Genomic DNA, 23,646 nt, shown 5'->3' with positions numbered 1-23,646 from the left:
ATTATTATTTTCTTTTCTATGTTTGACACAAAATTACGTTTTGTTAACCACTAACCAATATTCTCATGTACAAACTTTCCGTAAAAAAATGTTTGCTCGGAATATGCTGCTTGCTTATTACACAGCTTTCCTTTGCTCAAACAAAAGTGTCTGGTATAATTACGGACGCAACAACCAAAGAACCGCTAATCGGTGTTAGTGTTCAGGTAAAAGGTAAGGTAGTAGGAACTATCACCAACGCTAAAGGCGAATTTGCATTTAATGTATCTGCCGCACCGCCATTTTCACTTGTAATATCATCGGTAGGCTACGAAAGCCAAGAAATGCCCGTTACAGGCAATAACACATCTATTAATGTTGCTTTGAAAGAACAAGCTGTTTTAGGACAAGAAGTTGTTGTTTCGGCATCAAGGGTTGAGGAGTCGGTGTTAAAGTCACCAGTAGCAGTTGAGAAAATGGATATTCGTACCATTCGTGAAACAGCCTCGCCATCATTTTATGATGCACTAGCCAACATGAAAGGAATTGATATGACAACACAAGGTTTATTGTTTAAGTCAATTAATATGCGTGGTTTCGGGGCAACAGGTAATCCTCGAACAGTACAGATGATTGATGGGATGGACAATCAAGCTCCAGGCTTGAATTTTCCTGTTGATAATATCGTTGGTATGCCTGAGTTAGATGTTGAAAGTGTGGAAGTTTTACCAGGAGCAGCATCAGCTCTTTATGGTCCGAATGCCATCAATGGCTTAGTTTTGATGAACAGTAAAAGCCCTTTTTTGTATCAAGGCTTGAGTGCAACACTAAAAAGTGGAGTAATGAGTGCGAGCAATAGAGATGTTGCTACTACGCCAATGGCAGATTTCTCTATGCGTTATGCAAAAGCATCGAAAAATAACAAGTTTGCATTCAAAGTGAATTTAGCTTATATCACAGCAAAAGACTGGCAAGCAACAGATTATACAAACTTGAATGTTGGTGGTGTACAAAATGGTTCGAGAGGAGCAGGTACAAAAACTGATTATGATGGAATGAATATTTATGGAGATGAAGTGCAAGCAAACATGACAACGGTTGCTAATGGATTAATAGCAGCTAAGTTATTGCCTTCAGCAGCTTTGGGTTTAGTTCCAAGCACCAATGTTAGTAGAACAGGTTTTGCTGAAAAAGACATGGTTGATTATAATACAAAAAGTTTCAAAACTAATTTGGCAGCTCATTATCGTATTAGCGATAAAGTTGAATTAGTTGGCCAAGTAAACTATGGTTATGGTACAACGGTTTATACAGGAACAGGAAGATATTCTTTGAGAAACTTTAATTTAACTCAAGCTAAAGTAGAATTGAGAGGAGACAACTTTACTTTGAGAGCTTATACAACGCAAGAAAGATCAGGACAATCATATACGGCTGGTTTAGCTGCCGTAGCAATGTTGAACAGCATAAAACCTCATGCAACATGGTTTGGTGAATATGTAGGGGCTTTTGTAGCTGCTCGTAGTGCGGGTGCTGCCGAAGAACAAGCTCATCTTACAGCTAGAAGTGTAGCTGACAAAGGTATGCCAACACCAGGTACAGCCGAATATACTACATTACTCAACAAATTCCGTGATGCGGCAATTATTGATGGAGGAGGTGCTTTCTTGGATAAAACAAATATGTACCATGCTGAAGGTGTTTATAACTTCAAAAACCAAATCAAGTTTATTGATTTGTTAGGTGGTGCAAGTGTTCGTCAATACCAATTAATGTCGAATGGAACATTATTTGCTGATAACAAAGAAGGACGTTCAGGAAGTATTCCAATCAATGAATATGGTGCGTTTTTACAAGGAGCAAAAAGCTTATTTAGCGACCATTTGAAATTATCTGCTTCGATTCGTTATGATAAGAGCCAAAACTTTAAAGGGTTTTTCACTCCAAGATTATCAGCAGTAGCAACATTTGGACAACAAAACTTCCGTGTTTCATATCAAACAGGTTATCGTATTCCGACTACTCAAAACCAATATATCGACTTAAAAACTCCAGCAGGGACTTTAATTGGTGGACAACCAGAGTTTGATACAAGATATGGCCTAACTAATGGTGTTTCTTTAGCAGTTTTGACAGATTTTTCTAAAAATCCATCTAAATACATTACAGCTGATGTCTTAGCAAAAGCTCAAGCGTATGCTACAGCTGCTGTTACTGCACAAGCAACCCCAGCGATTACAGCAGGTGTAACAGCAGCAATTACAGCAGGTGTAACAGCGGCTGTTACAGCAGGGGCTACCGCACAAATTACAGCGGGAGTGAATGCAGCAGTCACGCAACAAGTAACAGCAGGTGTTACGGCTCAAGTAAATGCTGCAGTAGCAGCTGGCTTAATTGCTGCCGAGGCTGCATCTGCGGCTATACAAGCAGGAGTAGCACAACAATTGGCTTTACCAACAACACAAGCGGCTATTCAAGCAGGAATTGCACAGCAATTAGCTTTGCCAACAACACAAGCGGGTATTCAAGCAGGTGTAGCAGCAAACTTACCAGGAGCATTAGCTGCTAACTTCCAACCAGCGTTTAACGCAGAATTGGCAAAAGCACTTGCAGCGAATGTACCAAGCGTTACTGCACAAGTAGCACCAGCTTACGGATTAGCAGCCCTTCCAAAATACAAAGCAGCTCCGCTAGTTCCTGAAAAAATAGAATCGTATGAAATTGGTTATAAAGGTTTAATTGCTAAGAAATTGTTTATTGATTCATATTTCTACACAAGCAAATACACTAATTTCATTGGTGGAACAGCGATACTTGTACCAACTGCTGCTGCAGCACCAGGTTTACCAATTGAATCAGGTTTGGGTGGTGCTTCAACCCGTTTGGCATATTCTCGTCCTTCAAATACAAAAGAGAAAATTACTGCAAATGGATTTGCAATCAGTGCAAATTATCCATTAGCGAAAGGATATAATGTTGGTGTGAATTTTGCTCAAAATAACCTTAAAGGATTTACAGCAAGCCCAGAGCAACAATATGCTGGTTATAATACACCAAAAAATCGTTATAACTTGAGTTTTGGTAAACGCTTAAATAGTGGAGATAAATTCGGATTTAATATCAATTTAAGACACCAAGATTCGTATGTATGGCAGGCTAGCTTTAACCAACCAACAACAACTGGTGTGCCTTCGTTTGGTAATACAACAGTTCCGAAAATCACTACTTTTGATGCCCAAGTAAGCTACAAATTATCATCAATGAAATCTATCATCAAAATTGGTGGAACAAACATTGGAGGTAAACCATATATTCAAGCATTTGGTAGTGCAGCCGTTGGCTCGATGTACTATGTTGCCATTACATTTGACGAATTATTGAATAAATAATTATGGGCAAAAGATTTTATTAATTTTCATAATTTTCTTTGGTTTAAGTCAGAAAAGAGCTTCCGATTGGAGGCTCTTTTTTTGTTTGGCAGAATCTTAGAATATTTCTATAAAACACTTACCTTTGTACTCGTAAAAAATTATTCATGTCATTTAAGGAGTAATGTGAAATTTTAAAAGTCAATCAATATCATTACTGATTACTTTTTAGTGTTTTTTCAATTATTCGTTATTAAAACCCCAAGACATCAATATCAATATAAACATAGCCTCCTCATTGGGGCGGGGAGCTTTTGGAAAAATGGGAAAAATCAAAGTTGCAAATCCAGTAGTAGAATTAGATGGCGATGAAATGACTCGCATCATTTGGCGTTTTATCAAAGAAAAATTAATTCTTCCATATCTTGATGTTGATATCAAGTACTATGATCTTGGAATTGAATATCGTGATGAAACTAATGACCAAGTTACAATTGATTCAGCTAATGCTATCAAAGAATACGGCGTAGGTATCAAGTGTGCAACAATTACACCTGATGAAGCTCGTGTGAAAGAATTTAATCTAAAGCAAATGTGGAAATCTCCAAATGGAACTATCCGTAATATTTTGGATGGAACTGTTTTCCGTGAGCCAATCGTTTGCCAAAACGTTCCTCGTTTAGTTTCAAACTGGACTTCTCCAATTATCGTTGGCCGTCATGCTTTCGGTGACCAATACAAAGCAACTGATTTCGTAGTAAAAGGTGCTGGAAAATTAACAATGAAGTTTGAGGGTGCTGATGGAACTGTACAAGAATACGAAATATTTAATTACAAAGGTGGCGGTGTTGCAATGGGTATGTACAATACTGATGAGTCGATTCGTGGCTTTGCACATTCTTGTTTCAATGTTGCCTTAAATAAAAAATGGCCTCTTTACCTTTCTACAAAAAATACAATTTTGAAGAAATATGACGGTCGTTTCAAAGATATTTTTGAAGAAATTTACCAAGCTGATTACAAATCTAAATTTGAAGCATCAGGAATCGTTTATGAACATCGTTTGATTGACGACATGGTTGCTTCTGCTTTGAAATGGAGCGGTTCATTCGTTTGGGCTTGTAAAAATTATGATGGAGACGTTCAGTCTGATTCAGTAGCTCAAGGTTTTGGTTCATTAGGTTTAATGACTTCAGTTTTGGTTACGCCAGATGGCGAAACAATGGAAGCAGAAGCTGCTCACGGAACAGTTACTCGTCACTACCGTGACCACCAAGCAGGAAAACCAACTTCAACCAACCCAATTGCTTCTATTTTTGCTTGGACTCGTGGCTTAGAGTTCCGTGGAAAATTAGATGGCAACCAAGAGTTAATTGATTTCTGCCAAGCTTTAGAACAAGTTTGCGTTGAAACAGTAGAATCTGGCAAAATGACTAAAGATTTAGCTGTTTGTATCCACGGAAACAAAGTGAGCCATGGAGAACATTATCTTTATACAGAAGAATTCTTAGATGCAATTGACCAAAACTTACAGGTTAAATTAGCTGCAAAGTAATAAATAAACCCTCTATAAAACCCTGGTGCCTCAACTGTAATGGTTGGGGCATTTTTTGTTGGTAGCTTTTGGTACGAAGTTTGTATATCTGTATATCGATGAAATGCTTGAAAACTATCTTACCTATATAATTTATAATGAAATACATTTATCTTCTCACTGTATTTATAATTTATCATTCGTCATTGTTGGCTCAAAATCTGACGATTAATTGGCAGAAAAATTTAGGGGGAAAAAATAATGAATATGCTTATGCTGCAACACCTACTTCTGATGGTGGATATGTCATTGTAGGTTCAACCAATACTAATAAAGATGGTGATATACCCGCTTCTAAAGGAGGAAGTGATATTTTGGTCGCTAAACTTAATAATTGGGGAGAATTAGTTTGGTTAAAAACTTTTGGTGGAACCAGAGACGACGTAGCTACTGATGTAATTGAAACAAAAGATAAAGGGATATTAGTCTTATCTACAACGTTATCTACTGATGGAGAAGGCACTGGAAACGGTTCTAGAGGCGGACTTATTTTATTAAAATTAAAGACTGATGGCTCAATTGAATGGCGAAAAGTTTTTGCTAGTGGCTATAACACAGGAGAAATTGCATTTGCAAAAGCAGACGCAAACTCTAAACCTACAATTAAACTGACACCAGATGGGGGTTTTATCATTGGAGCAAGTATCATTCCTGTTAATACAGCAGACTTTTGGCTATCAAAACTTAAACCAACTGGTGAAATACAATGGTCAAAAACTTTTGGCAGTGCCAAAAACGATTGGATGAATGAAGTAATCGTTTGCTCTGATGGCGGTTTTTTAATGGTCGGTGGAACAGATGGGTCTAATCTCGAAATTTCGGGTGCTGGTAAAGGTTTTATTGATGTTTTTGTAGTTAAAACTGATTTTTCAGGAAAAGTTTTATGGCAAAAGGGATTAGGGGGTACAGATTTAGATATTGGTTTTTCTGCTGTTGAAACATCCGATAATGCCTATATTATTGTCGGAGAAACAAATTCAAGTAATGGAGATATGAAAGATAATGTTGGTCAAAAAGATGGGTTTTTGGTAAAATATACCTACGAAGGAGAATTGTCATGGAAAGTACTAACTGGCGGAACAGATATTGATGGGCTTTATACTGTAAAAACAACAACAACTGGCAAAATTTATGCAATGGGTATCAGTAGTTCGGAAATCGGAAAGGTTAAACCCAAAGGCCCAGTAGGTGATTTGTGGCTCGTAAATATTGAAAATTCGGGACTTATCACCAATCATACCATGTTTGGTGGAGCTGATACCGACATTGCCCGTGGAGCTTTTCCAACATCTGATGGTGGTTTTATTATTGCAGGAAATTCATTTTCTGTTGATGGTGACTTGACAGACAATAAAGGTGGAACTGATTTTTGGGCGGTTAAAGTTGGTAATCAATTACCTGTTCAGGTGAAAGACTTTTCTGCAAGTGTCACAGCCGATGAGTACGTGAAATTAACATGGGAAAGTTCCGTAGAAGTCCGTTCAAAAAGTTTTATAATTGAACATAGCATCGACCAAAACCAGTATAGTGTTATATTTCTGGGTTCTGCTTCGGGAAATTCCAACGTAAAAAAAAACTATACTTATACACACCAAAAACCATTTTATGGGAAAAACTACTACCGTCTAAAGTTCTATGACGATGTGGGAAAAGAATATATTTATAAAACCATCAATATAACACTTTCTATCCTAGAAGCTGAAAAGGTTTTGGAAGAAAACAATTTTTCTGTTTTCCCTAACCCAGTCGAAAATCCTTACTTTTTCATTAAAACTAATGCTGTTTTGCCGAAGAATATTCAACTTTTGGATATAATTGGTTTGCCAATTTCGTTAGAAACGCAAAGTTTAGATGAAAATCAAGTACAAGTTTCATTGAATAATACAATCAATGCGGGCATTTATTTTCTTCTTTTAGAAATTAATAATCATAAAATTGTAGAGAAAATAGTAATTCGGTAATCCTTTTTAACTTAATTTAGCTTTCATAAAAGAAAACAAATTAGGATGAAAAAAAATATTAAATGGGGAATTATTGGCGTTGGAAAAATTGCCGAAAAATTTGCCACAGATTTATCGGCTGTTAAAAATGCTCAACTGCACGCCGTAGCTTCTTCAACTTCGCTCGAAAGAGCAAAAGAGTTTGCGATTCGATACAACGCTCCGTATTCTTACGACTCTTACGAAAGTATTTTTGAAACTCCAGATTTGGATGCAATTTATATTGCTACACCTCATATTTTGCATGCAGAAAATACACTTTTGTGTTTAAAACATAAAATCCCTGTTTTATGCGAAAAACCCTTCGCAATGAATTTGAAACAGGTTCAAAAAATGATAGAATCGGCTCGTGAAAATGACACATTTTTAATGGAAGCCATGTGGACTCGCTTTATTCCTGCCATTCAAAAAACATTAGATTTAATAGCTGAAGATAAAATTGGAAAAGTAAAAACGATTCATGCCGATTTTGGTTTCGTGGCTCCATTTGCTCCCGAAAAACGACTGTTAAATCCTAATCTTGGTGGCGGAGCTTTACTTGATATTGGCATTTATCCTGCCTATTTGAGTTTACTTTTCTTGGGCTATCCTACTCATATTCAGGCGATTAGTAATTTTGGAGAAACAGGAATTGATGAGGCGACTAGTTTTGTTTTAGGCTATAAAAATAATGCAACGGCGGTTTTGAATTGCACATTGAAATCTCGTACCAGAACCGAGGCTTTTATTTATGGAGAAAAAGGATATATTCATATTGAAGGTCGATTTATGGAGGCAAAGCGAATAACGCTCTATGAAGGCGAGAATAAACCTGTGAAATTTAGTTTTCCACGCAAAACATTTGGGTATAATTTTGAAATTGAAGAAGTAAACGAGTGCTTGCGAGAAGGAAGAAAAGAAAGCGAGAAAATGCCACTTTCGATGAGTGTGAAATTGATAAGTTTATTGGATGAAATCAGACAAAAAGCAGGAATTATTTACGAAGGAATAGATTAAACTTCGATATGAACAGATTTGACAACTTTGAGAGTCGTAGCACCACTGAAAGTTGTCAAATCTAAAAATAAATTAATATTGCTCAATCACACCGAAGAAAAAAGCACCTTCAATGGCAGCATTTTCGTCAGAATCCGAACCATGAATGGCATTTTCGCCCATTGATTTTGCATATTTTTTACGAATAGTTCCTTCCTCTGCATTTGCAGGATTGGTTGCACCAATCAAAGTACGAAAATCTGCAACGGCATTTTCTTTCTCCAAAATCATTGGAATAATCGGCCCTGAAGACATCATTTCGCATAATTCGCCGTAAAATCCTCTTTCTTTGTGTACTTCATAAAATTTACCAGCTTGAGCCGCCGATAATTGTGTTTTTTTCATAGCTACGATTCTGAAACCTGCCGCCTCAATCATCGCCGTAATTCCTCCGATATTGTTATCAGCCACAGCATGTGGCTTAATCATCGTGAATGTTCTGTTTGTTGCCATTGCGTAATATATGTTTAATAATTTTCCGTAAAAATACTTATTTTTCTTTGAATGAAAGCATTTGAGTTAGTTTTGTACAGATTTGATGAGAAGTTAGTATTATGAAATTATACCTTAAATATCATTTTCTTTTTATCGAACCATACCAAAATCACAAACCAAATCAATAGGTAAGTCAACGCTCCTGCTAAAGAAGCGTTTTTGGGTTCGCTAAAAAAAGGTACAATCCAATGGCTGTACAACCATGCAACCAAACCTTCCGTTGGGTTTTCGAGGTTTTCAGGTTGTGCAACTTTTATCATGTTTAATGCTCGTGGTATGATTCCTGAAAAGAAAAAAACAAGCATCGGATTTACTCCAAAAATCACGAAAGGTTTTACCCAAACATCAAAGCCAAGTACATCAATAACAAAATAAAGTATGCCAAGCACAAAAAGAGCTAAACCAGCGGCATAACATACGTAAGAACTTGTCCAAAGAGCTTTATTTATCGGAAAAACATCGTTCCAAAGTAAACCAATCATCATACCCACAACTCCTGCCGAGAGTAAATAAACTGCTTTTTTGTTTTTCGGGAAATTATTAGTGAGCAATTTTCCTGTAAAAACCCCTGCCAAACCAGTTCCAATAGCGGGCAATGTACTTAAAATTCCTTCTGGGTCCCAGGTTTTTGATGTCACCCAAAGATGTCCAGGCAATAAATAATTATCAAGCCAAGCAGCAAGGTTTGTTCCTTTCTCAAAATTTGCTGGCCCCACATTCGGAACAGGAATGAGTGTCATTAAAGCCCAATAACCCAACAAACAAACTAGTCCAATGATAATTTGTACAGTAGCATTTGTTGTGGCATAAATAATTGATACTATTAAATAAACAACTGCAATTCGCTGTAAAACCCCAGGAATGCGAACGGAGCTAAATTCTTCAAAGCCACCAAAACACAAAATCATCATTAAAATAAATAAACTAATGGCTACATATAGTTGCTTTTTTCGGTCATATTCGCCTAATAATAAAACAGTGATGATTGCCGTAAAAATCAAACGGACAAACATTAAAGGAATGCCTTCGAGCGAACCAAGATGTATTTTTGAAAAAAAGTTGAGTGATAAACCCAACAAAAAAATTCTCAATGCACGCGTTAAGATTTTCTGTAAAACCGATTGGTCGAACTTCTGTACGGGCATGGAAAGCACCGTTGAAATACCGACAATAAATAAAAAGAAAGGAAAAACCAAATCGGTTGGTGTGCATCCGTGCCATTCGGCGTGTTCGAGCGGGGCATAAATATTCCCCCAGTCTCCAGGATTATTTACGATAGTCATCAGCATGATGGTCATGCCTCTAAAAACGTCAAGTGAAGTAAGGCGTTCTTTCATTGATAAGGGTTTGTCGGTTACTACTGCAAGATAAGAAATCTCAATGGTTTTGTTGATTCAAACACTAAATATTGCATAAAAGCTTATGAAGTTTATTAAGTTTTGATAGAAAAGGCTTAAAAATAGTTACAAAAATAAGTGCAGCTTGAAAATCATTTTAATCGTGCAAAATTATTGTGAGGGTTTTGTATTTTTACGATTCAAACAATACCTTAATAAACAAAACTATGCAAATCGGAATCGTAGGACTTGGTAAAATGGGCTATAATTTAGCTCTAAACTTAAAAAATAATGGCTACGAAGTGATAGCCCAAGATGTAAATGTCGAATCGGTTGATAAAATTGGAGAAGAAGGTGGAATTTTAGGGGCTTATTCATTAGAAAGCCTATGTGATAAACTTAAAGGCAGAAAAGTAATTTGGTTAATGGTTCCATCAGGCGAAATTGTTGATGAAGTAATAGAAGAATTGACCGAATATTTAAAACCCAATGATATCATTATTGATGGTGGAAATTCAAATTTCAAAGACTCTGTCAGAAGATATCATGCACTCAAAGCCAAACAAATAGCATTTTTGGATTGTGGCACAAGTGGAGGTACGAGCGGTGCTTTGAATGGAGCTTGTACAATGATTGGCGGTGATAAAGCTACTTTTGACTATGTAGAAAAGGTTTTTAAGGCAATTTCTCTCGAAAATGGTTATTTATATACAGGCGAAGCAGGAAGTGGACATTTCGTGAAAATGGTTCATAATGGTATCGAATACGGCATGATGCAAGCTATTGCGGAAGGTTTTGAGCTTTTTGAAAAATCAGATTATGACCTTGATTTTGAAGCAGTTGCCAAAATGTTTAATCATGGCTCGGTAGTGCGTGGCTGGTTGATGGAATTGACTGAAAATGCTTTCAGAAAAGATGCAAAACTTGATGCAATCAAAGGAATTATGCACTCATCTGGCGAAGGAAAATGGACACTCGAAACTGCACTTGATATGGGCGTTGCAACACCTGTAATTGCTCTTTCGTTGATGATGCGTTATCGCTCACAACAAACGGATACATTTTCAGGAAAAGTTGTAGCTGCTTTACGAAACGAGTTTGGTGGTCACGCTGTGGAAAAAGCCTAAATAATGGAGCAAAACTATTTTACAGGTATTGACATTGGCACGACAAGTACAAAAGCCGTTGTTTTCGATGTTTCAGGTAATGTTTTAGCTCAAAAAAGCATCGCCTATGAAATGTTTCATCCAAAACCGAATTGGAGCGAACAAAACCCTGATGAGATTTACGAAGCCGTAAACCAATGTTTGACGTTTTTAGATAAACGCTCATTACTCGAAACGCTTAGTTTTTCATCAGCCATGCACAGCATTATGGTAGTTGATATTGCTGGCAAACCGTTAACAAACCTAATCGTTTGGGCAGATAATCGAGCTATTGATATTGGTAATACGCTTAAAAAAAGTGAGTTAGGACAAAAAATTTATCAGAGAACTGGTACGCCTATTCACCCATTTTCGTTTTTGTGTAAAATACTTTGGCTGAAAGAAAACGAACCCGAAACTTTTCGAAAAGCTCATAAATTTATTGGTATTAAAGAATACGTTTGGCACAAAATCTTTGGCCAATACGAAATAGACGAGTCGCTGGCATCTGCAACGGGCATAATGAACATTAAGGATTTATGTTGGGATAAGAAAGTTTTATCATTGGTAGGCATTGGAGAGGAAAAATTGCCAAAAATTGTTCCAACAACTTTTTCAAGAACCCATCAAGCACTTAATTATATTATTGGTGCTGCTGATGGCCCATTAGCCAATTTGGGTACAAACGCCACAGGGAAAAGTAAATTGGCTTTTACGATGGGAACGAGCGGTGCGGTCAGAATTTGCGTGAATGAATATTATTCTGACCCACAGATGCGAACTTTCAATTATTTACTTTCAGAAAACCAACATGTGATTGGCGGTGCAACCAATAATGGAGCCGTAGTAATACAATGGTTGAAAGAACAAATATTGCAAACTACTGCATCGACTGAGGAACTAATAGAAAAAGCTGAAAAAATACCAGCAGGAGCTGAAAACTTGTTGTTTTTACCTTATATTTTAGGTGAAAGAGCTCCAGTTTGGAATGCTGATGCCAAAGGAGTTTTTTTCGGACTGAGTATCAATCACTCGCAAGCACATTTAATTCGTGCTGTGATGGAAGGTTTGATTCTAAACCTGTATTCAGTTGGAAAAGTGCTGATGGAAAAGTTTCCTGTTGAAGAAATTTGTGCTAGTGGGGGTTTTGCAAAAAGTGATTTTTGGTTGCAACTCGTGGCCGATATATTCCAGAAAAAAGTAGTTGTTTCGGCAAATGTTGAGGGCTCGGCGTGGGGAGCAGTGCTTATTGCGATGAAATCTATGAAACTCAAGCCGAAAAATATTCTCAAAAATGTTGGAAAAGAGTTTTTTCCTAATCCAGAAAACAAACAAACTTATGCCATTTTGCACACAAAATTTGAACGTTTGTACGAAAAACTGAAAGATGAGTTCTGAAAATATATTGAAATTATGTGTGGGATTGATATTTCAAAAAGTAAGATTAAATAAACACTTAAATTTTTGTATGAACCAAATAAAAGGTACAAATTTAGTTCTTAAAATTTAAAGAAAATCTTCATTTATGAAACGTAAAGATTTTATCAAACAAGTTTCATTTGCTACGTTTTTGTTGGCTGATGGCAGTATTTTACCAGCTTTTGCAGAAGAGTTATTGGCAAAAAAAGCCAGTTTACGTTTTATTGTTGCTTCTGATGGCCATTTCGGGCAACCCAATACCGATTATAAAGCGTATTTTGAAAACTTGGTCAAACACATCAATTTACAGCATCGTCAACAATATGTTGATTTTTGTGTAATCAATGGTGATATTATTCATGATGATGTAAATTTTCTCTCAACAGCCAAAAGTTATTTTGATGACCTCATCATACCTTATTTTGTAACACAAGGAAATCATGACCGTGCAACGCCCGAGGAATGGGAACGAGTTTGGGGTGTTCCGACCAACTATGATTATGTTTATGGAAATAATGCTTTTCTTTTTGGCACAACCTCAAACACCGAAGGGAAATATTTGCCACCTGATATAGAATGGTTTAAGAAAAAACTTGAAGAACACAAAAAGAAGAAAAACGTTTTTATTTTTATTCATATTACTCCCGTAAAATGGACTGATAATGCTGTCGATAGTCCTGAATTTCAGTCCTTATTGAAGCAATATAAAAACGTTCGTGCTATTTTTAACGGGCATGACCATGACCAAGAAGGTATAAAAACGCAAGATGGCATTCCGTATATGTTTGATGCACATTTTGGTGGCAATTGGGGAACTGCATATCGTGGTTTCAGAATTGTAGAACTTCAAAAAAACAATACCATCTTGACTTATATTATGAATCCAGATACTAAAATAAATGAAGCAGTTTTATAATATTTGTTAACAAAAACCTTTATTCAACCTTATAACAAACTAATGAACGAATATTTAACTCGTCGAAATTTCTTGAAAATTACAGGAATAACGACGGCTATCGCTAGTTTTCCAGAAGTAAGTTTTGGAAAAAATGATGAAATTATCATCGGACATAATTCGCATAAATACCGAGTAAAAACTGGCTGGGGTGTTTTGGATTCTGGAAAAAACCCTGTCAATGATTGCCATGAAATGGTTGAAGACGCCAAAGGCCGCCTAATTATGCTTGGCAACGAAACAAAAAACAATGTTTTGATTTATGATAAATCAGGCAAATTGCTAGAAACTTGGGGAAATTCTTATCCAGGCGGACACGGACTTACGCTTTTGAATGAAGGTGGTGAACAATTTTTGCTCATTTGTGATACAGACCGTAATCAAGTTATCAAAACGGATTTAAAAGGAAAAGAAATTTTCAAAATTGAATATCCAAAGGAAACTGGAAAATATGATTATCCTGGTCAATTTAAACCAACCGAAAGTGCAGTAAATCCAGCCAACGGCGATATTTATATAACTGATGGTTATGGTTTAAATTACGTAATCCAATATGATTCAAAAGGAAAATATATTCGTCATTGGGGCGGTGGCGGAGATGGCGTTGATAAATTTAAGTGTAATCATGGCGTAGTGGTAGATACCCGCAACAAGCAAAATCCAATGCTAATAGTTACTTCAAGAATTGAAAACTGTTGGAAACGATTTACGCTCGATGGTAAATATCTTTCAACAATTGCTTTGCCAGGAACGTATATTTGTCGCCCAGTTATTAAAGGAGAAAATCTCTACGGAGCTGCTTTTCGCTCAACTTCTGATTCGTATCCAAATTCTGGATATATTACTATTTTGGATAAAAATGACCGAGTTGTTTCAACACCAGGCGGTAGCGAACCGATTTATCAAAATAATCAACTTCAAGAACAACGCAAACAAGACCCTTTTAACGTGTTCTTGCATCCGCACGATGTTTGTATCGATAGCGATGATAATATTTATGTACCTCAATGGGCTTCTCGAAAAACGTATCCGATTAAGTTGGAGCGAGTTTAAAAATCGCTGAATATCCTGCTTCAAAATAGCCCAAACACCAGAAAATTATGATAAATTTGTATTTATTTATCATAATTTTCATGGTTTACCCTCAAAATATAGAACAAAAATTAGGCTTTGACAAAATTCGTGAACACATCGCAGAGCAATGCGTGAGTTCGCTTGGACGAGCTTTTGTCGAAAAAATCCGTTTTTCTGATGATTTTAAAATAATTGACCGTTTGCATCGCCAAGCGGCCGAATTTAAGTTGATTTTACAAACTGAATCAGATTTCCCGCAGCAAAATTATATTGACGTCAGCGATGCTCTTTCACGAGCTGCCATTGAAGGTGCATTTGTGAGTGAAGAGCAGTTTTTTGAAATAAAACTTTCACTTCGTACAATTCAACAGATTATTCACTTTTTCAAAGTGAAAGAAGACAATATTTATCCCGAATTAAAAACATTAGTGATTAATTCATTGCCAGTTTTTGGTGAAGGTGTTGCTGCAAAAATAGGGTCGGATGGTTGGGCAGCGGTCATTTCTCAGATTGATAAAATTATTGACGAACGAGGCAAAGTGCGAGACAACGCTTCACCTGAATTGATGGATATTCGTCGTCGTTTGATTTCTGAGCAAATTGATTTGCGTAAAACTTTAGAGAGAATTCTCCGAACTGTCCGAAATAGCGGTTGGATTGGCGATGAAATGTCGCTCACGATTCGAGATGGTCGAATGGTAATTCCAATTTTATCAGAACATAAACGTAAACTCAAAGGATTTGTGCATGACGAGTCGGCAACGGGGCAAATGGCTTTCGTAGAACCTGCCGAAGTATTGGAAGCCAATAACGAAATACGAGAATTGGAAGCCCGTGAACGCCGTGAAATTGTGAAGATTTTGGAACGTTTGACAGACTTTATTCGTCCGCACGTGCCTGCTTTGCGTAAGGCTTATCTTTTCCTTGGAATCATAGATTTTATACGGGCAAAAGCCAAATTTGCTTTAGAAATTGACGCAACTGCACCTCTTTTAGTTGAAACTCAAGCCCTTGAATGGTACAGAGCCAAGCATCCACTTTTGCATTTGTCATTTAAAAAACAAGGTAAAAGTGTTGTTCCATTGACTATAAAACTTGATAAAAACAACCGAATTGTGCTGGTTTCTGGGCCAAATGCGGGAGGAAAATCGGTCATGCTCAAAACCATTGGTTTAGTGCAGTACATGGCACAATGTGGCTTACTTGTACCTGTTTCGCCAGATTCAAAAGTAGGTGTTTTCAAGAATATTTTTATTGATATTGGCGATGAACAAAGCATCGAAAACGACCTTAGTACGTACAGTTCGCACCTGACAAACATGAAACATTTTGTCAATTTTGCGAATAAATTTACTTTGTTTCTTATTGACGAATTTGGGACTGGTACAGAACCAAGTTTGGGCGGAGCGATTGCTGAGTCGATTTTGGAGCAATTACTCAAATCAAATGCTCATGGCGTAATCAACACGCACTACACAAATCTGAAAGTTTTTGCTGATAAACACGATGGTACAGTAAATGGTGCAATGAAATTTGATGCCGAACATTTAGAGCCATTGTATGAACTCGAAATTGGTAAACCAGGTAGTTCGTTTGCTTTGGAAGTTGCTCAAAAGATTGGTTTATCGAAGCAAATTGTTGAGAATGCGAAACGAAAGTTGGGTACACAACAGATTGATTTTGAAAAATTAATCAAAGAATTAGAGATTGAAAAGAAGGTTTTCTCCGAAAAAAACAAAGAATTTATAGAAAAAAATCAAAAATTGACCAATACGCTTGAGCAATATACTGGTTTGAAGAATTTTTTGGATGTGGAAAAAAAGAAAATTTTGAATGAAGCCAAAGCTCAAGCCAAAGAATTACTTAAAGAAGCAAATCGGAAAATAGAAAACACGATTCGAGAAATAAAAGAAGGAAAAGCCGAACGAGATGCCACAAAACAACTTCGGCAGGAATTACAAGTTTTTGAAGAAAAAGAGTTAAAACTTCAAAAAGTTGAGGAAATAAAAGCTGCAGCGGGCGAAGAATGGGAAACTAGCAATGGTGAAATTGGTGTGAAAGATTATGTCCGAATCAAAGGACAAGCGACCATTGGAGAAGTTTTGGCGATTAGAGGAAAAGATGTTGAGGTAGCAATTGGTGAACTCAAAACCAATATCAAACTCAGTCGTTTGGAGAAAATGAGTAAAAAAGAGTATAAAGAAGCTACTAAAGAAAGCATTCGTGCAAAAATTTCGGGAATTGACATGAACGAAAAAATGGTAAATTTTAGTTTCAATGTTGATTTACGTGGCAAAAGAAGCGAAGAAGCTCTCGGAGAAGTTGATACATTGATGAACGATGCGATAATGTTGGGCTATCCCGAACTACGAATTGTTCATGGAAAAGGTGATGGCATTTTGCGTACACTTATTCGCCAACATTTACGAGGATACAAACAAGTTTCAAGTACTACCGACGAACACGCCGACCGTGGCGGTCAAGGCGTAACGATTGTGAAGATGAAGTGATTTATTGTAGCGACAAGGCAACAAATCTTTGGTATGCCTTGTCGCTATTTTGTCCGAATATAATTAACTTCTGCCCTCACATTTTCTAAAATCTTCTCTGTGCGTTCGGGGCGAGCATCGGTTATAAAAACCTGTCCAAATGTTTGATTATCAATGCTTTCAATAAGTTTTTGGATTCTTCTGTCGTCAAGTTTATCAAAAATATCATCTAAAAGCAAAATTGGTTTTACTTCTCTAAATGCTTCTAACATTTCAAATTGTGCCAATCGCAAAGCCATCACAAAAGATTTTTGTTGACCTTGCGAACCAAATTTCTTGACTGGATAACGGTCGATTTCAAATACATAATCGTCTTTATGAATGCCTTTGGTTGTACGTTGAGCTTTCACATCAACTTGTCTATTTAGTCGAAATTCTTGTACAAATTCGTCACTTGCCACTTCTGATTCATAGATAATTTCTACTTCCTCACGCCCTTCGCCTAAAATTTGATAATGTTTTTTGAAAATTGGCAGAAATTTCTCGATAAAGTTTTTTCGTTGGTCAAAAATCCGTAGAGCGAGTTTTACCAATGGGTCAGAATAAGTATCGAGCAAATCTAGGTCGAGAAAGTTTCTCTCAAAAAATATTTTTAATAAACTATTTCGTTGCTCTAAAAGTTTATTATAATGTTGATAATCAGCCAAATACTCATTATCCATTTGCGAAAGAACACCATCAAAAAAACGCCTTCTACCTTCGCTTCCTTCTTTGATTAGTTCGGTGTCATCGGGGGCAATCAATACAACAGGAAACTGCCCAATATGGTCGGCAAGGCGTTCGTAAGGTTTTTTGTCGTGCATCAAAACCTTTCTTTGTCCACGTTGTATCGAACAAGTAATTTGGTGTTTTTTGTCTCCTTTTCTAAAAATTCCGTCAATCATCATCACGTCAGCATCGTGATTGATATTGAGAGCATCTTGGCTATGAATAGCACTTTTACTTAAAGCCAAAAAGTAAACAGCATCGAGCAAATTTGTTTTGCCGCTACCGTTTTCTCCCACAATACAATTTACTTGGCTAGAAAATGTGAAGTTTGCTTCTTCGTAATTTTTGAAATTTGAAAGATAAATTTTGTCTAAAAACATCGTTTTGTTTTTCGTCCTGCCGCAGTAAATTCACTCGTTTGTAAAAAACTGACTTAACATAACATATTCTGTGCTACGAAATTAGGCATTTTTCACTAAAGTTTAGTTTATTTGTAATCCTAATACTTACTTAACCTATTAATTGTTCTGATGAATAAAAACTCGCTTCTTTATTTTATTGCTGCTGTTGCTGCAACAGGCGGCTTACTTTTTGGCTTTGATACAGGTGTTATCAATGTTGCTTTGCCTCAACTTCGTGCAAAATTTCAACCAAGCCCCGAAACAGAAGGCTTTATTGTGAGTGCCGTTTTGTTTGGTGGTATGGCTGGCCCTTTTATTAGTGGTCCTTTGACTGATTTACTCGGTCGAAAAAAAATTAATATTATAGCCTCTTTGGTGTTTGTTGTCGGTTCGATTCTTACAGCTATTGCTCCAACGGTTACTTTTTTGATTATTGGACGTTTATTTTTGGGTTTGGCTATTGGTATTGTTGCATCAACAGTGCCGCTTTATTTGGCAGAAATTGCCCCAACTGATAAAAGAGGAAAATTGGTGACTTTCTTTCAATTGGCAATTACGCTCGGAATTTTGCTTTCCTATGTAGTTGGATATTTCTTTGCCGACAAAGAAGATGGTTGGAGAAGTATGTTTTGGACAGGTTTTATTCCTGCGGCAGTTTTGATGGTCGGAATGTTTTTTGTGCCAGAAAGCCCTCGTTGGTTGATTGGTAAAGGTCGTGATGCTGAAGCTCTTGAAGTCTTGAATCGTTTGCGAACACCTGAGCAAGCAATATTAGAAGTTGCCCAAACTCGACAAATTATCGAAGACGAAAAACACAACAAAGGCGACTGGAGAATGCTGTTTAGTAAGCGTTTACGTATTCCGTTGTTTATCGGAATCGGTATTTTTTTCATTCAACAGTTTTCAGGAATTAATGCGATTATTTACTTCTCCACAGATATTTTTAAAAATGTTTTTCCTGATGGCAGTACAGCTGCTTTAGCAACGGTTGGGGTTGGGGTTATCAACGCTTTGACAACTTTTGGAGCAATTTTGATTTTGGATAAATTTGGTAGAAAACAAATTCTCTATACAGGGCTTATCGGAACGGCTATTTGTTTAGCAACCGTTGGTTTGGCATTTTATATGAAAGATTCGCTTAGTCCAGAATTGCAAAAAATAATGCTCGTGGGCGGTGTTTATGTATATATTATTTTCTTTGCAATTAGCCTTGGGCCATTGGGTTGGTTATTGATTTCGGAGATTTATCCACTCAAAATCAGGGGCTTTGCTTCGAGTATGGGAAGTTTCAATCACTGGCTTTTTGATGCGGGTGTGGCTTACTCATTTCCGATTTTGGCGGCAACATCGCTCGGCACAAATGGCGGTATTTTTGGTATTTATATGACGGTTGTGTTACTCGGTTTGCTTTTCGCCAAATACATTGTTTTTGAAACAAAAGGCATGAGTTTGGAAGAAATTGAGAAGAGATATAATTGAGATTTAACATATTTTAGTTTAAAACGAGGCATGATTCATTTTTGTGGGTTATGCCTCGTTTGTTTTTTAAATGTCAAAATTGTATAAGTAAGAGGCTTCTAAAATTTCAAATTTTCCTATTATATTGCATAAGAGTAGGACGTTTATTTCTTCATCCAAAACAAAGAAAATATGAAAAAAGTGTGTTTATGTTTGCTTTTTGTATCAAATCTTGTGTTTGCTCAACACAAAGAAATTGTTAAAACCGATAAAGCTCCCGTACCAATTGCACCTTATAGCCAAGGCGTGAAATCGAATGGATTGCTTTTTGTTGCAGGACAAATTGGACTTGACCCAGCCACCAAAAAATTGGTTGAAGGAGGAATTGAGCCAGAAACTATTCGCATCATGGAAAACATCCAAGCTGTTGTTGAGGCCGCAGGAGCAAAGCTGAGTGATATTGTAAATACAACGATTTATATCAAAGACATCGGTAACTTTGCCAAAGTTAATGAGATTTACGGAAGGTATTTTACTGGTGATTTTCCTGCACGAACCACAGTTGGGGTAGCAAATCTGCCAGGTGGGGCAAATATCCAAATTGCTGTGGTTGCTGCTGTGCCTTTTAAGCCTCGTCGAAAATAAAGGCTCAATCGTCTCAAAAAATTCATAAATGCCTCATTTTGAGTAAATAATACTTCTTAATTATTTATATTTGTTTTTTTACTAACCCTTCATCATGTTTTATGAAAAAACTATCAGTATTAGGTAGAGCGTTTCGAGTAACAGAACTCCTTTTCGCTACACTTTTGATTCTTCAAGCATTATTTTCGTTTGCCCAACAAGGTGGTAATCAATATAATGCAAATACCCGTTTTGAACAAATGGGAACAGAGCTTCCAACGCCAAATACTTATCGTACAGCATCGGGTGCTCCAGGAAAAGATTATTGGCAACAAAAAGCTGATTATGACATCAAAGCAGAATTAGATGATGCTAATCAAAAAATCATTGGAACGGAAGTGATTACATATACCAATAAATCACCTGATGAGTTACGTTATTTGTGGTTACAATTGGACCAAAATTTATTTGAAAAATCGTCAATTAATGCCATGACAAAAACTGGCGGCGTTGATGCACAAGGAATGTCGTTTAATGCACTTCAAAATGTAAATGCTCCTTCATCGGTTTTTGGTGGAATCTCGGGCGATAAAGAATACGGCTATAAAATTACGGTCGTGAAAGATGCTAAAACAGGTGCAGATTTGAAATATACCATCAATAACACAATGATGCGTATTGAGATTCCTACACCATTGAAACCAGGTTTGTCTTACGCATTCCGTATTGATTGGAATTATAATATCACCAATTATTATGGCCGTTCGGGAATGGAGTTTTTTCCAAAAGATGGTAACTATAACTATTTCATCGCTCACTGGTTTCCTCGTATGGCAGTTTATGATGATGTAAACGGTTGGCAACACAAACAATTCTTGGGACAAGGAGAATTTACACTTCCTTTCGGTGATTATAAAGTAGAAATTACGGTGCCAAATGACCACATTGTTGGAGCAACAGGCGAATGCCAAAATTATGACAAAGTACTTTCCGCTACACAAGCGAAAAGATTACAACAAGCAGCTAACTCTAAAACGCCTGTTGTAATTGTAACGCAAGAAGAGGCAGTTGCAGCAGAAAAAGCCAAGCCAACTGGTAAGAAAACATGGATTTATAAAGCAACCAATGTACGTGATTTCGCGTTTACGTCGTCTCGTAAATTTATTTGGGATGCCATGCAAACAGATATTTATAATAATGGACGTAAGATTTGGAGTATGTCATTCTATTCAAAAGAAGGAAATCCACTTTGGGGACAATACTCAACTCGTACTGTTGAACATACCTTGAGAAGCTACGGAAATCGTACGGTTCAATATCCTTATCCTGTGGCAATATCTTGTCATGCAACTGCTGGCGGAGGAATGGAATATCCAATGATTTCGTTTAATGGAGGGCGTCCAGAAGCAGATGGCACTTATTCTGAAGGAACAAAAGCAGGTATGATTGGCGTAATTATCCACGAAGTTGGACACAATTTCTTCCCAATGATTGTTAATACAGATGAGCGTCAATGGTCTTGGATGGATGAAGGTTTGAATACTTTCTGTCAATATTTGGCTGAGCAAGAGTGGGATAGAAACTTCCCTTCTCGCCGTGGTGAGCCACAAAATATTGTACCTTATATGAAAACCGATAAAACTCAACAAGTGCCAATTATGTCGAGTTCGGACAATATTATGGCGTTTGGACCAAATGCTTATGCAAAACCAGCAACAGGTTTAAATATCTTGCGTGAAACCGTTATGGGACGAGAGTTATTTGATTATGCTTTCAAAGAATATGCTCGCCGTTGGGCTTTCAAATCGCCGACTCCTGCCGATTTCTTCCGTACAATGGAAGATGCTTCAGGTGTTGATTTAGATTGGTTCTGGAAAGGTTGGTTTTATGGCGTTGAGCCTGCCGACCAAGATTTAGCCGAAGTAGAATGGTATGCTGCCGATAATCAAGACCCAATTGCAAAAAAAGCAGCCGAAAAAGCAGATGCAGAAGCGAAAAAACAAACATTGAGTAATATTCGTAACCAAACTGATATTAAACAAACAGTTGTGGAAGCTGATTCTACCATGCGTGATTTTTACAACTCTTATGATAGATACGCTGTAACGGCATCGGATAAGCAAAAATCAGAGCAATATAAATCAAGCTTGAGCGAAGACGAACGTAAATTATTGGAGTCGGGCAAGAACTATTATGTAGTAAAAGTGAAAAATAAAGGAGGATTACCAATGCCTGTAATCATCAAAATGGATTATGAAGATGGAACAAGCGAAATCGTAAGAATTCCTGCAGAAATATGGCGTTTGAATGATAAAGAAGTGAAAAAAACAATCCCAACTACGAAGAAAGTAACCAAGTTTACACTTGACCCTTTCTACGAAATTGCTGATATTGACACTGATAATAATGCGTTCCCTCGTGAACCAGAAAAACCAACTAAATTCCAAGCTTTCAAACAAGGTTCGTTCCGTCCGCAAGGTCAAAACCCAATGCAACAAGCGAAACAAAGCCAACCAGCTGGAACACAAACAAGTGGTAAAAATTAATATTATTTAATTTGAAGTTGCGTTAATAACAAAAAGCGGTTAGAAAATATTTTCTAACCGCTTTTTGTTGTCTTCATTTCAAAGAAATATGAGTCACGACTTTTAAGAGAAAACAACTATAATTTAATGGTCAAATGTTTTTTTAAAGCAAAGCTCTATCCAAATGCACATAACCACCATCAACATGAATTAATTGCCCAGTTGTATGACTTGATTTATCAGAAAGAAGAAAAACAACCATATTCGCAATTTCTTCAGCTGTTGTCATACGATTGCCTAAAGGAATTTTTGAGTTAATTTTTTCCAAAGTTTCTGCTGGATTTGGCAATGTTTGAATCCATTTTTCGTAAAGTGGTGTAAAACATTCGGCAACAATTAATGAATTTACCCGAATTCCGTAAGGCAATAATTCGACGGCCCATTCACGGGTTAATGCACTTCGCCCTCCATTTGCGGCGGCATAGGCTGAAGTTCCTCCTTGACCAGTTTCTGCAGTTTTTGAACCAATATTTACAATCGAGCCTTTTGATGTTTTTAAGAAGGGCAAAGCATGGTGAACCAACAAATAGTAATGAACTAAGTTTTTGTGCAACGATTCCATAAATCGCTCATAATTACCATTTTCCAAGCCAACTCCATCGTTTACACCTGCATTGTTGACTAATCCATCAATTCTGCCAAATTTTTCAACTACTTCCTTGATTGCTTTTTCGCATTCGGCAGGTTGTGAAAGTTCGGCAACTACTTGGTAACATTTTTGTCCTAATTGCTCAATTTCGTTAACTAATTTCAAATTGTCATGTTCATTTCTGCCAATAATTACCGCAATCGCACCTTCGTTGGCAAGTACTTTCACGATACCTTCGCCAATTCCTTTTGCACCGCCAGATACAATAATTATTTTTTCTGATAAATTAAGATTCATTTGATTGATGGTCAATTTTTAATAAAGGTTGAAT

General features: G+C 36.8%; 16 protein-coding genes. 12 read left to right on the top strand and 4 right to left on the bottom strand.

Going from position 1 to position 23,646, the window contains the following annotated elements; all coding sequences use genetic code 11:
- Positions 1–65 precede the first annotated feature (65 nt).
- The 4 genes from MJQ71_RS14545 (at position 66) to MJQ71_RS14530 (ending at position 7,937) form a co-directional block, all read left to right on the top strand.
- Entirely contained in the window at positions 66–3,368 is a 3,303-nt protein-coding gene (locus tag MJQ71_RS14545; RefSeq protein ID WP_238807358.1) for a carboxypeptidase-like regulatory domain-containing protein, read from the top strand.
- 301 nt (positions 3,369–3,669) lie between these two features.
- Entirely contained in the window at positions 3,670–4,902 is a 1,233-nt protein-coding gene (locus MJQ71_RS14540) for an isocitrate dehydrogenase (NADP(+)) (protein WP_238807357.1), read from the top strand.
- Positions 4,903–5,039: 137 nt separating this feature from the next.
- Positions 5,040–6,902 carry a T9SS type A sorting domain-containing protein gene (locus MJQ71_RS14535; protein ID WP_238807356.1) on the top strand — a complete coding sequence of 621 codons (1,863 nt, stop codon included), beginning with the start codon at positions 5,040–5,042 and terminating at the stop codon, positions 6,900–6,902.
- A 45-nt stretch (positions 6,903–6,947) separates the two neighbouring features.
- Positions 6,948–7,937 carry a Gfo/Idh/MocA family protein gene (locus MJQ71_RS14530; RefSeq protein WP_238807355.1) on the top strand — a complete coding sequence of 330 codons (990 nt, stop codon included), beginning with the start codon at positions 6,948–6,950 and terminating at the stop codon, positions 7,935–7,937.
- Positions 7,938–8,009: 72 nt separating this feature from the next.
- On the opposite strand, the gene MJQ71_RS14525 is transcribed toward MJQ71_RS14530, so the two are convergent.
- Together MJQ71_RS14525 and MJQ71_RS14520 are read right to left on the bottom strand one after the other, a co-directional pair.
- Entirely contained in the window at positions 8,010–8,429 is a 420-nt protein-coding gene (locus MJQ71_RS14525) for a nucleoside-diphosphate kinase (protein ID WP_238807354.1), read from the bottom strand.
- 107 nt (positions 8,430–8,536) lie between these two features.
- Positions 8,537–9,808, bottom strand: a complete 1,272-nt coding sequence (locus tag MJQ71_RS14520; protein ID WP_238807353.1) for an acyltransferase family protein — start codon at positions 9,806–9,808, stop codon at positions 8,537–8,539.
- Between the two features lie 227 nt (positions 9,809–10,035).
- Here MJQ71_RS14520 and gnd point away from each other — a divergent pair, with 227 nt between their 5' ends.
- The 5 genes from gnd to MJQ71_RS14495 all read left to right on the top strand — a co-directional run bounded on the left by gnd (position 10,036) and on the right by MJQ71_RS14495 (position 16,911).
- Positions 10,036–10,935: a phosphogluconate dehydrogenase (NAD(+)-dependent, decarboxylating) gene (gnd, locus tag MJQ71_RS14515; protein ID WP_238807352.1), complete on the top strand. Its 900-nt coding sequence runs from the start codon at positions 10,036–10,038 to the stop codon at positions 10,933–10,935.
- A 3-nt stretch (positions 10,936–10,938) separates the two neighbouring features.
- Positions 10,939–12,351, top strand: coding sequence for a gluconokinase (locus MJQ71_RS14510; protein ID WP_238807351.1), 1,413 nt, complete (start codon positions 10,939–10,941; stop codon positions 12,349–12,351).
- A 127-nt stretch (positions 12,352–12,478) separates the two neighbouring features.
- The gene (locus tag MJQ71_RS14505; RefSeq protein WP_238807350.1) at positions 12,479–13,288 is read left to right on the top strand and encodes a metallophosphoesterase family protein; all 810 of its coding nucleotides are present in this window, start codon (positions 12,479–12,481) and stop codon (positions 13,286–13,288) included.
- Between the two features lie 42 nt (positions 13,289–13,330).
- Complete coding sequence (locus tag MJQ71_RS14500; protein ID WP_238807349.1) at positions 13,331–14,380, top strand: NHL repeat-containing protein; 1,050 nt, start codon at positions 13,331–13,333, stop codon at positions 14,378–14,380.
- Positions 14,381–14,460: 80 nt separating this feature from the next.
- The gene (locus MJQ71_RS14495) at positions 14,461–16,911 is read left to right on the top strand and encodes an endonuclease MutS2 (RefSeq protein ID WP_238807348.1); all 2,451 of its coding nucleotides are present in this window, start codon (positions 14,461–14,463) and stop codon (positions 16,909–16,911) included.
- A gap of 44 nt (positions 16,912–16,955) precedes the next feature.
- Here MJQ71_RS14495 and recF read toward each other — a convergent pair whose 3' ends face one another.
- Entirely contained in the window at positions 16,956–18,038 is a 1,083-nt protein-coding gene (gene recF, locus MJQ71_RS14490; protein WP_238807347.1) for a DNA replication/repair protein RecF, read from the bottom strand.
- Between the two features lie 150 nt (positions 18,039–18,188).
- Between recF and MJQ71_RS14485 the strand changes: the two genes are divergently transcribed.
- The 3 genes from MJQ71_RS14485 (at position 18,189) to MJQ71_RS14475 (ending at position 22,687) form a co-directional block, all read left to right on the top strand.
- Positions 18,189–19,538 (top strand): sugar porter family MFS transporter, encoded by a 1,350-nt coding sequence (locus tag MJQ71_RS14485; protein WP_238807346.1) that lies wholly within the window; start codon positions 18,189–18,191, stop codon positions 19,536–19,538.
- 171 nt (positions 19,539–19,709) lie between these two features.
- Positions 19,710–20,162, top strand: a complete 453-nt coding sequence (locus MJQ71_RS14480; protein WP_238807345.1) for a RidA family protein — start codon at positions 19,710–19,712, stop codon at positions 20,160–20,162.
- Between the two features lie 101 nt (positions 20,163–20,263).
- Complete coding sequence (locus MJQ71_RS14475) at positions 20,264–22,687, top strand: M1 family metallopeptidase (protein WP_238807344.1); 2,424 nt, start codon at positions 20,264–20,266, stop codon at positions 22,685–22,687.
- Between the two features lie 142 nt (positions 22,688–22,829).
- On the opposite strand, the gene MJQ71_RS14470 is transcribed toward MJQ71_RS14475, so the two are convergent.
- A complete protein-coding gene (locus tag MJQ71_RS14470) occupies positions 22,830–23,612 on the bottom strand; it encodes an L-fucose dehydrogenase (RefSeq protein WP_238807343.1) in 783 nt (260 codons plus the stop codon).
- Positions 23,613–23,646 lie beyond the last annotated feature (34 nt).

It is taken from the genome of Emticicia aquatica (genome assembly GCF_923079645.1).
Taxonomy (GTDB): Bacteria; Bacteroidota; Bacteroidia; order Cytophagales; family Spirosomataceae; genus Emticicia; species Emticicia aquatica.
Note: the sequence above shows the minus strand (reverse complement) of the source record. Positions and strands in the feature narration are given on the sequence as shown.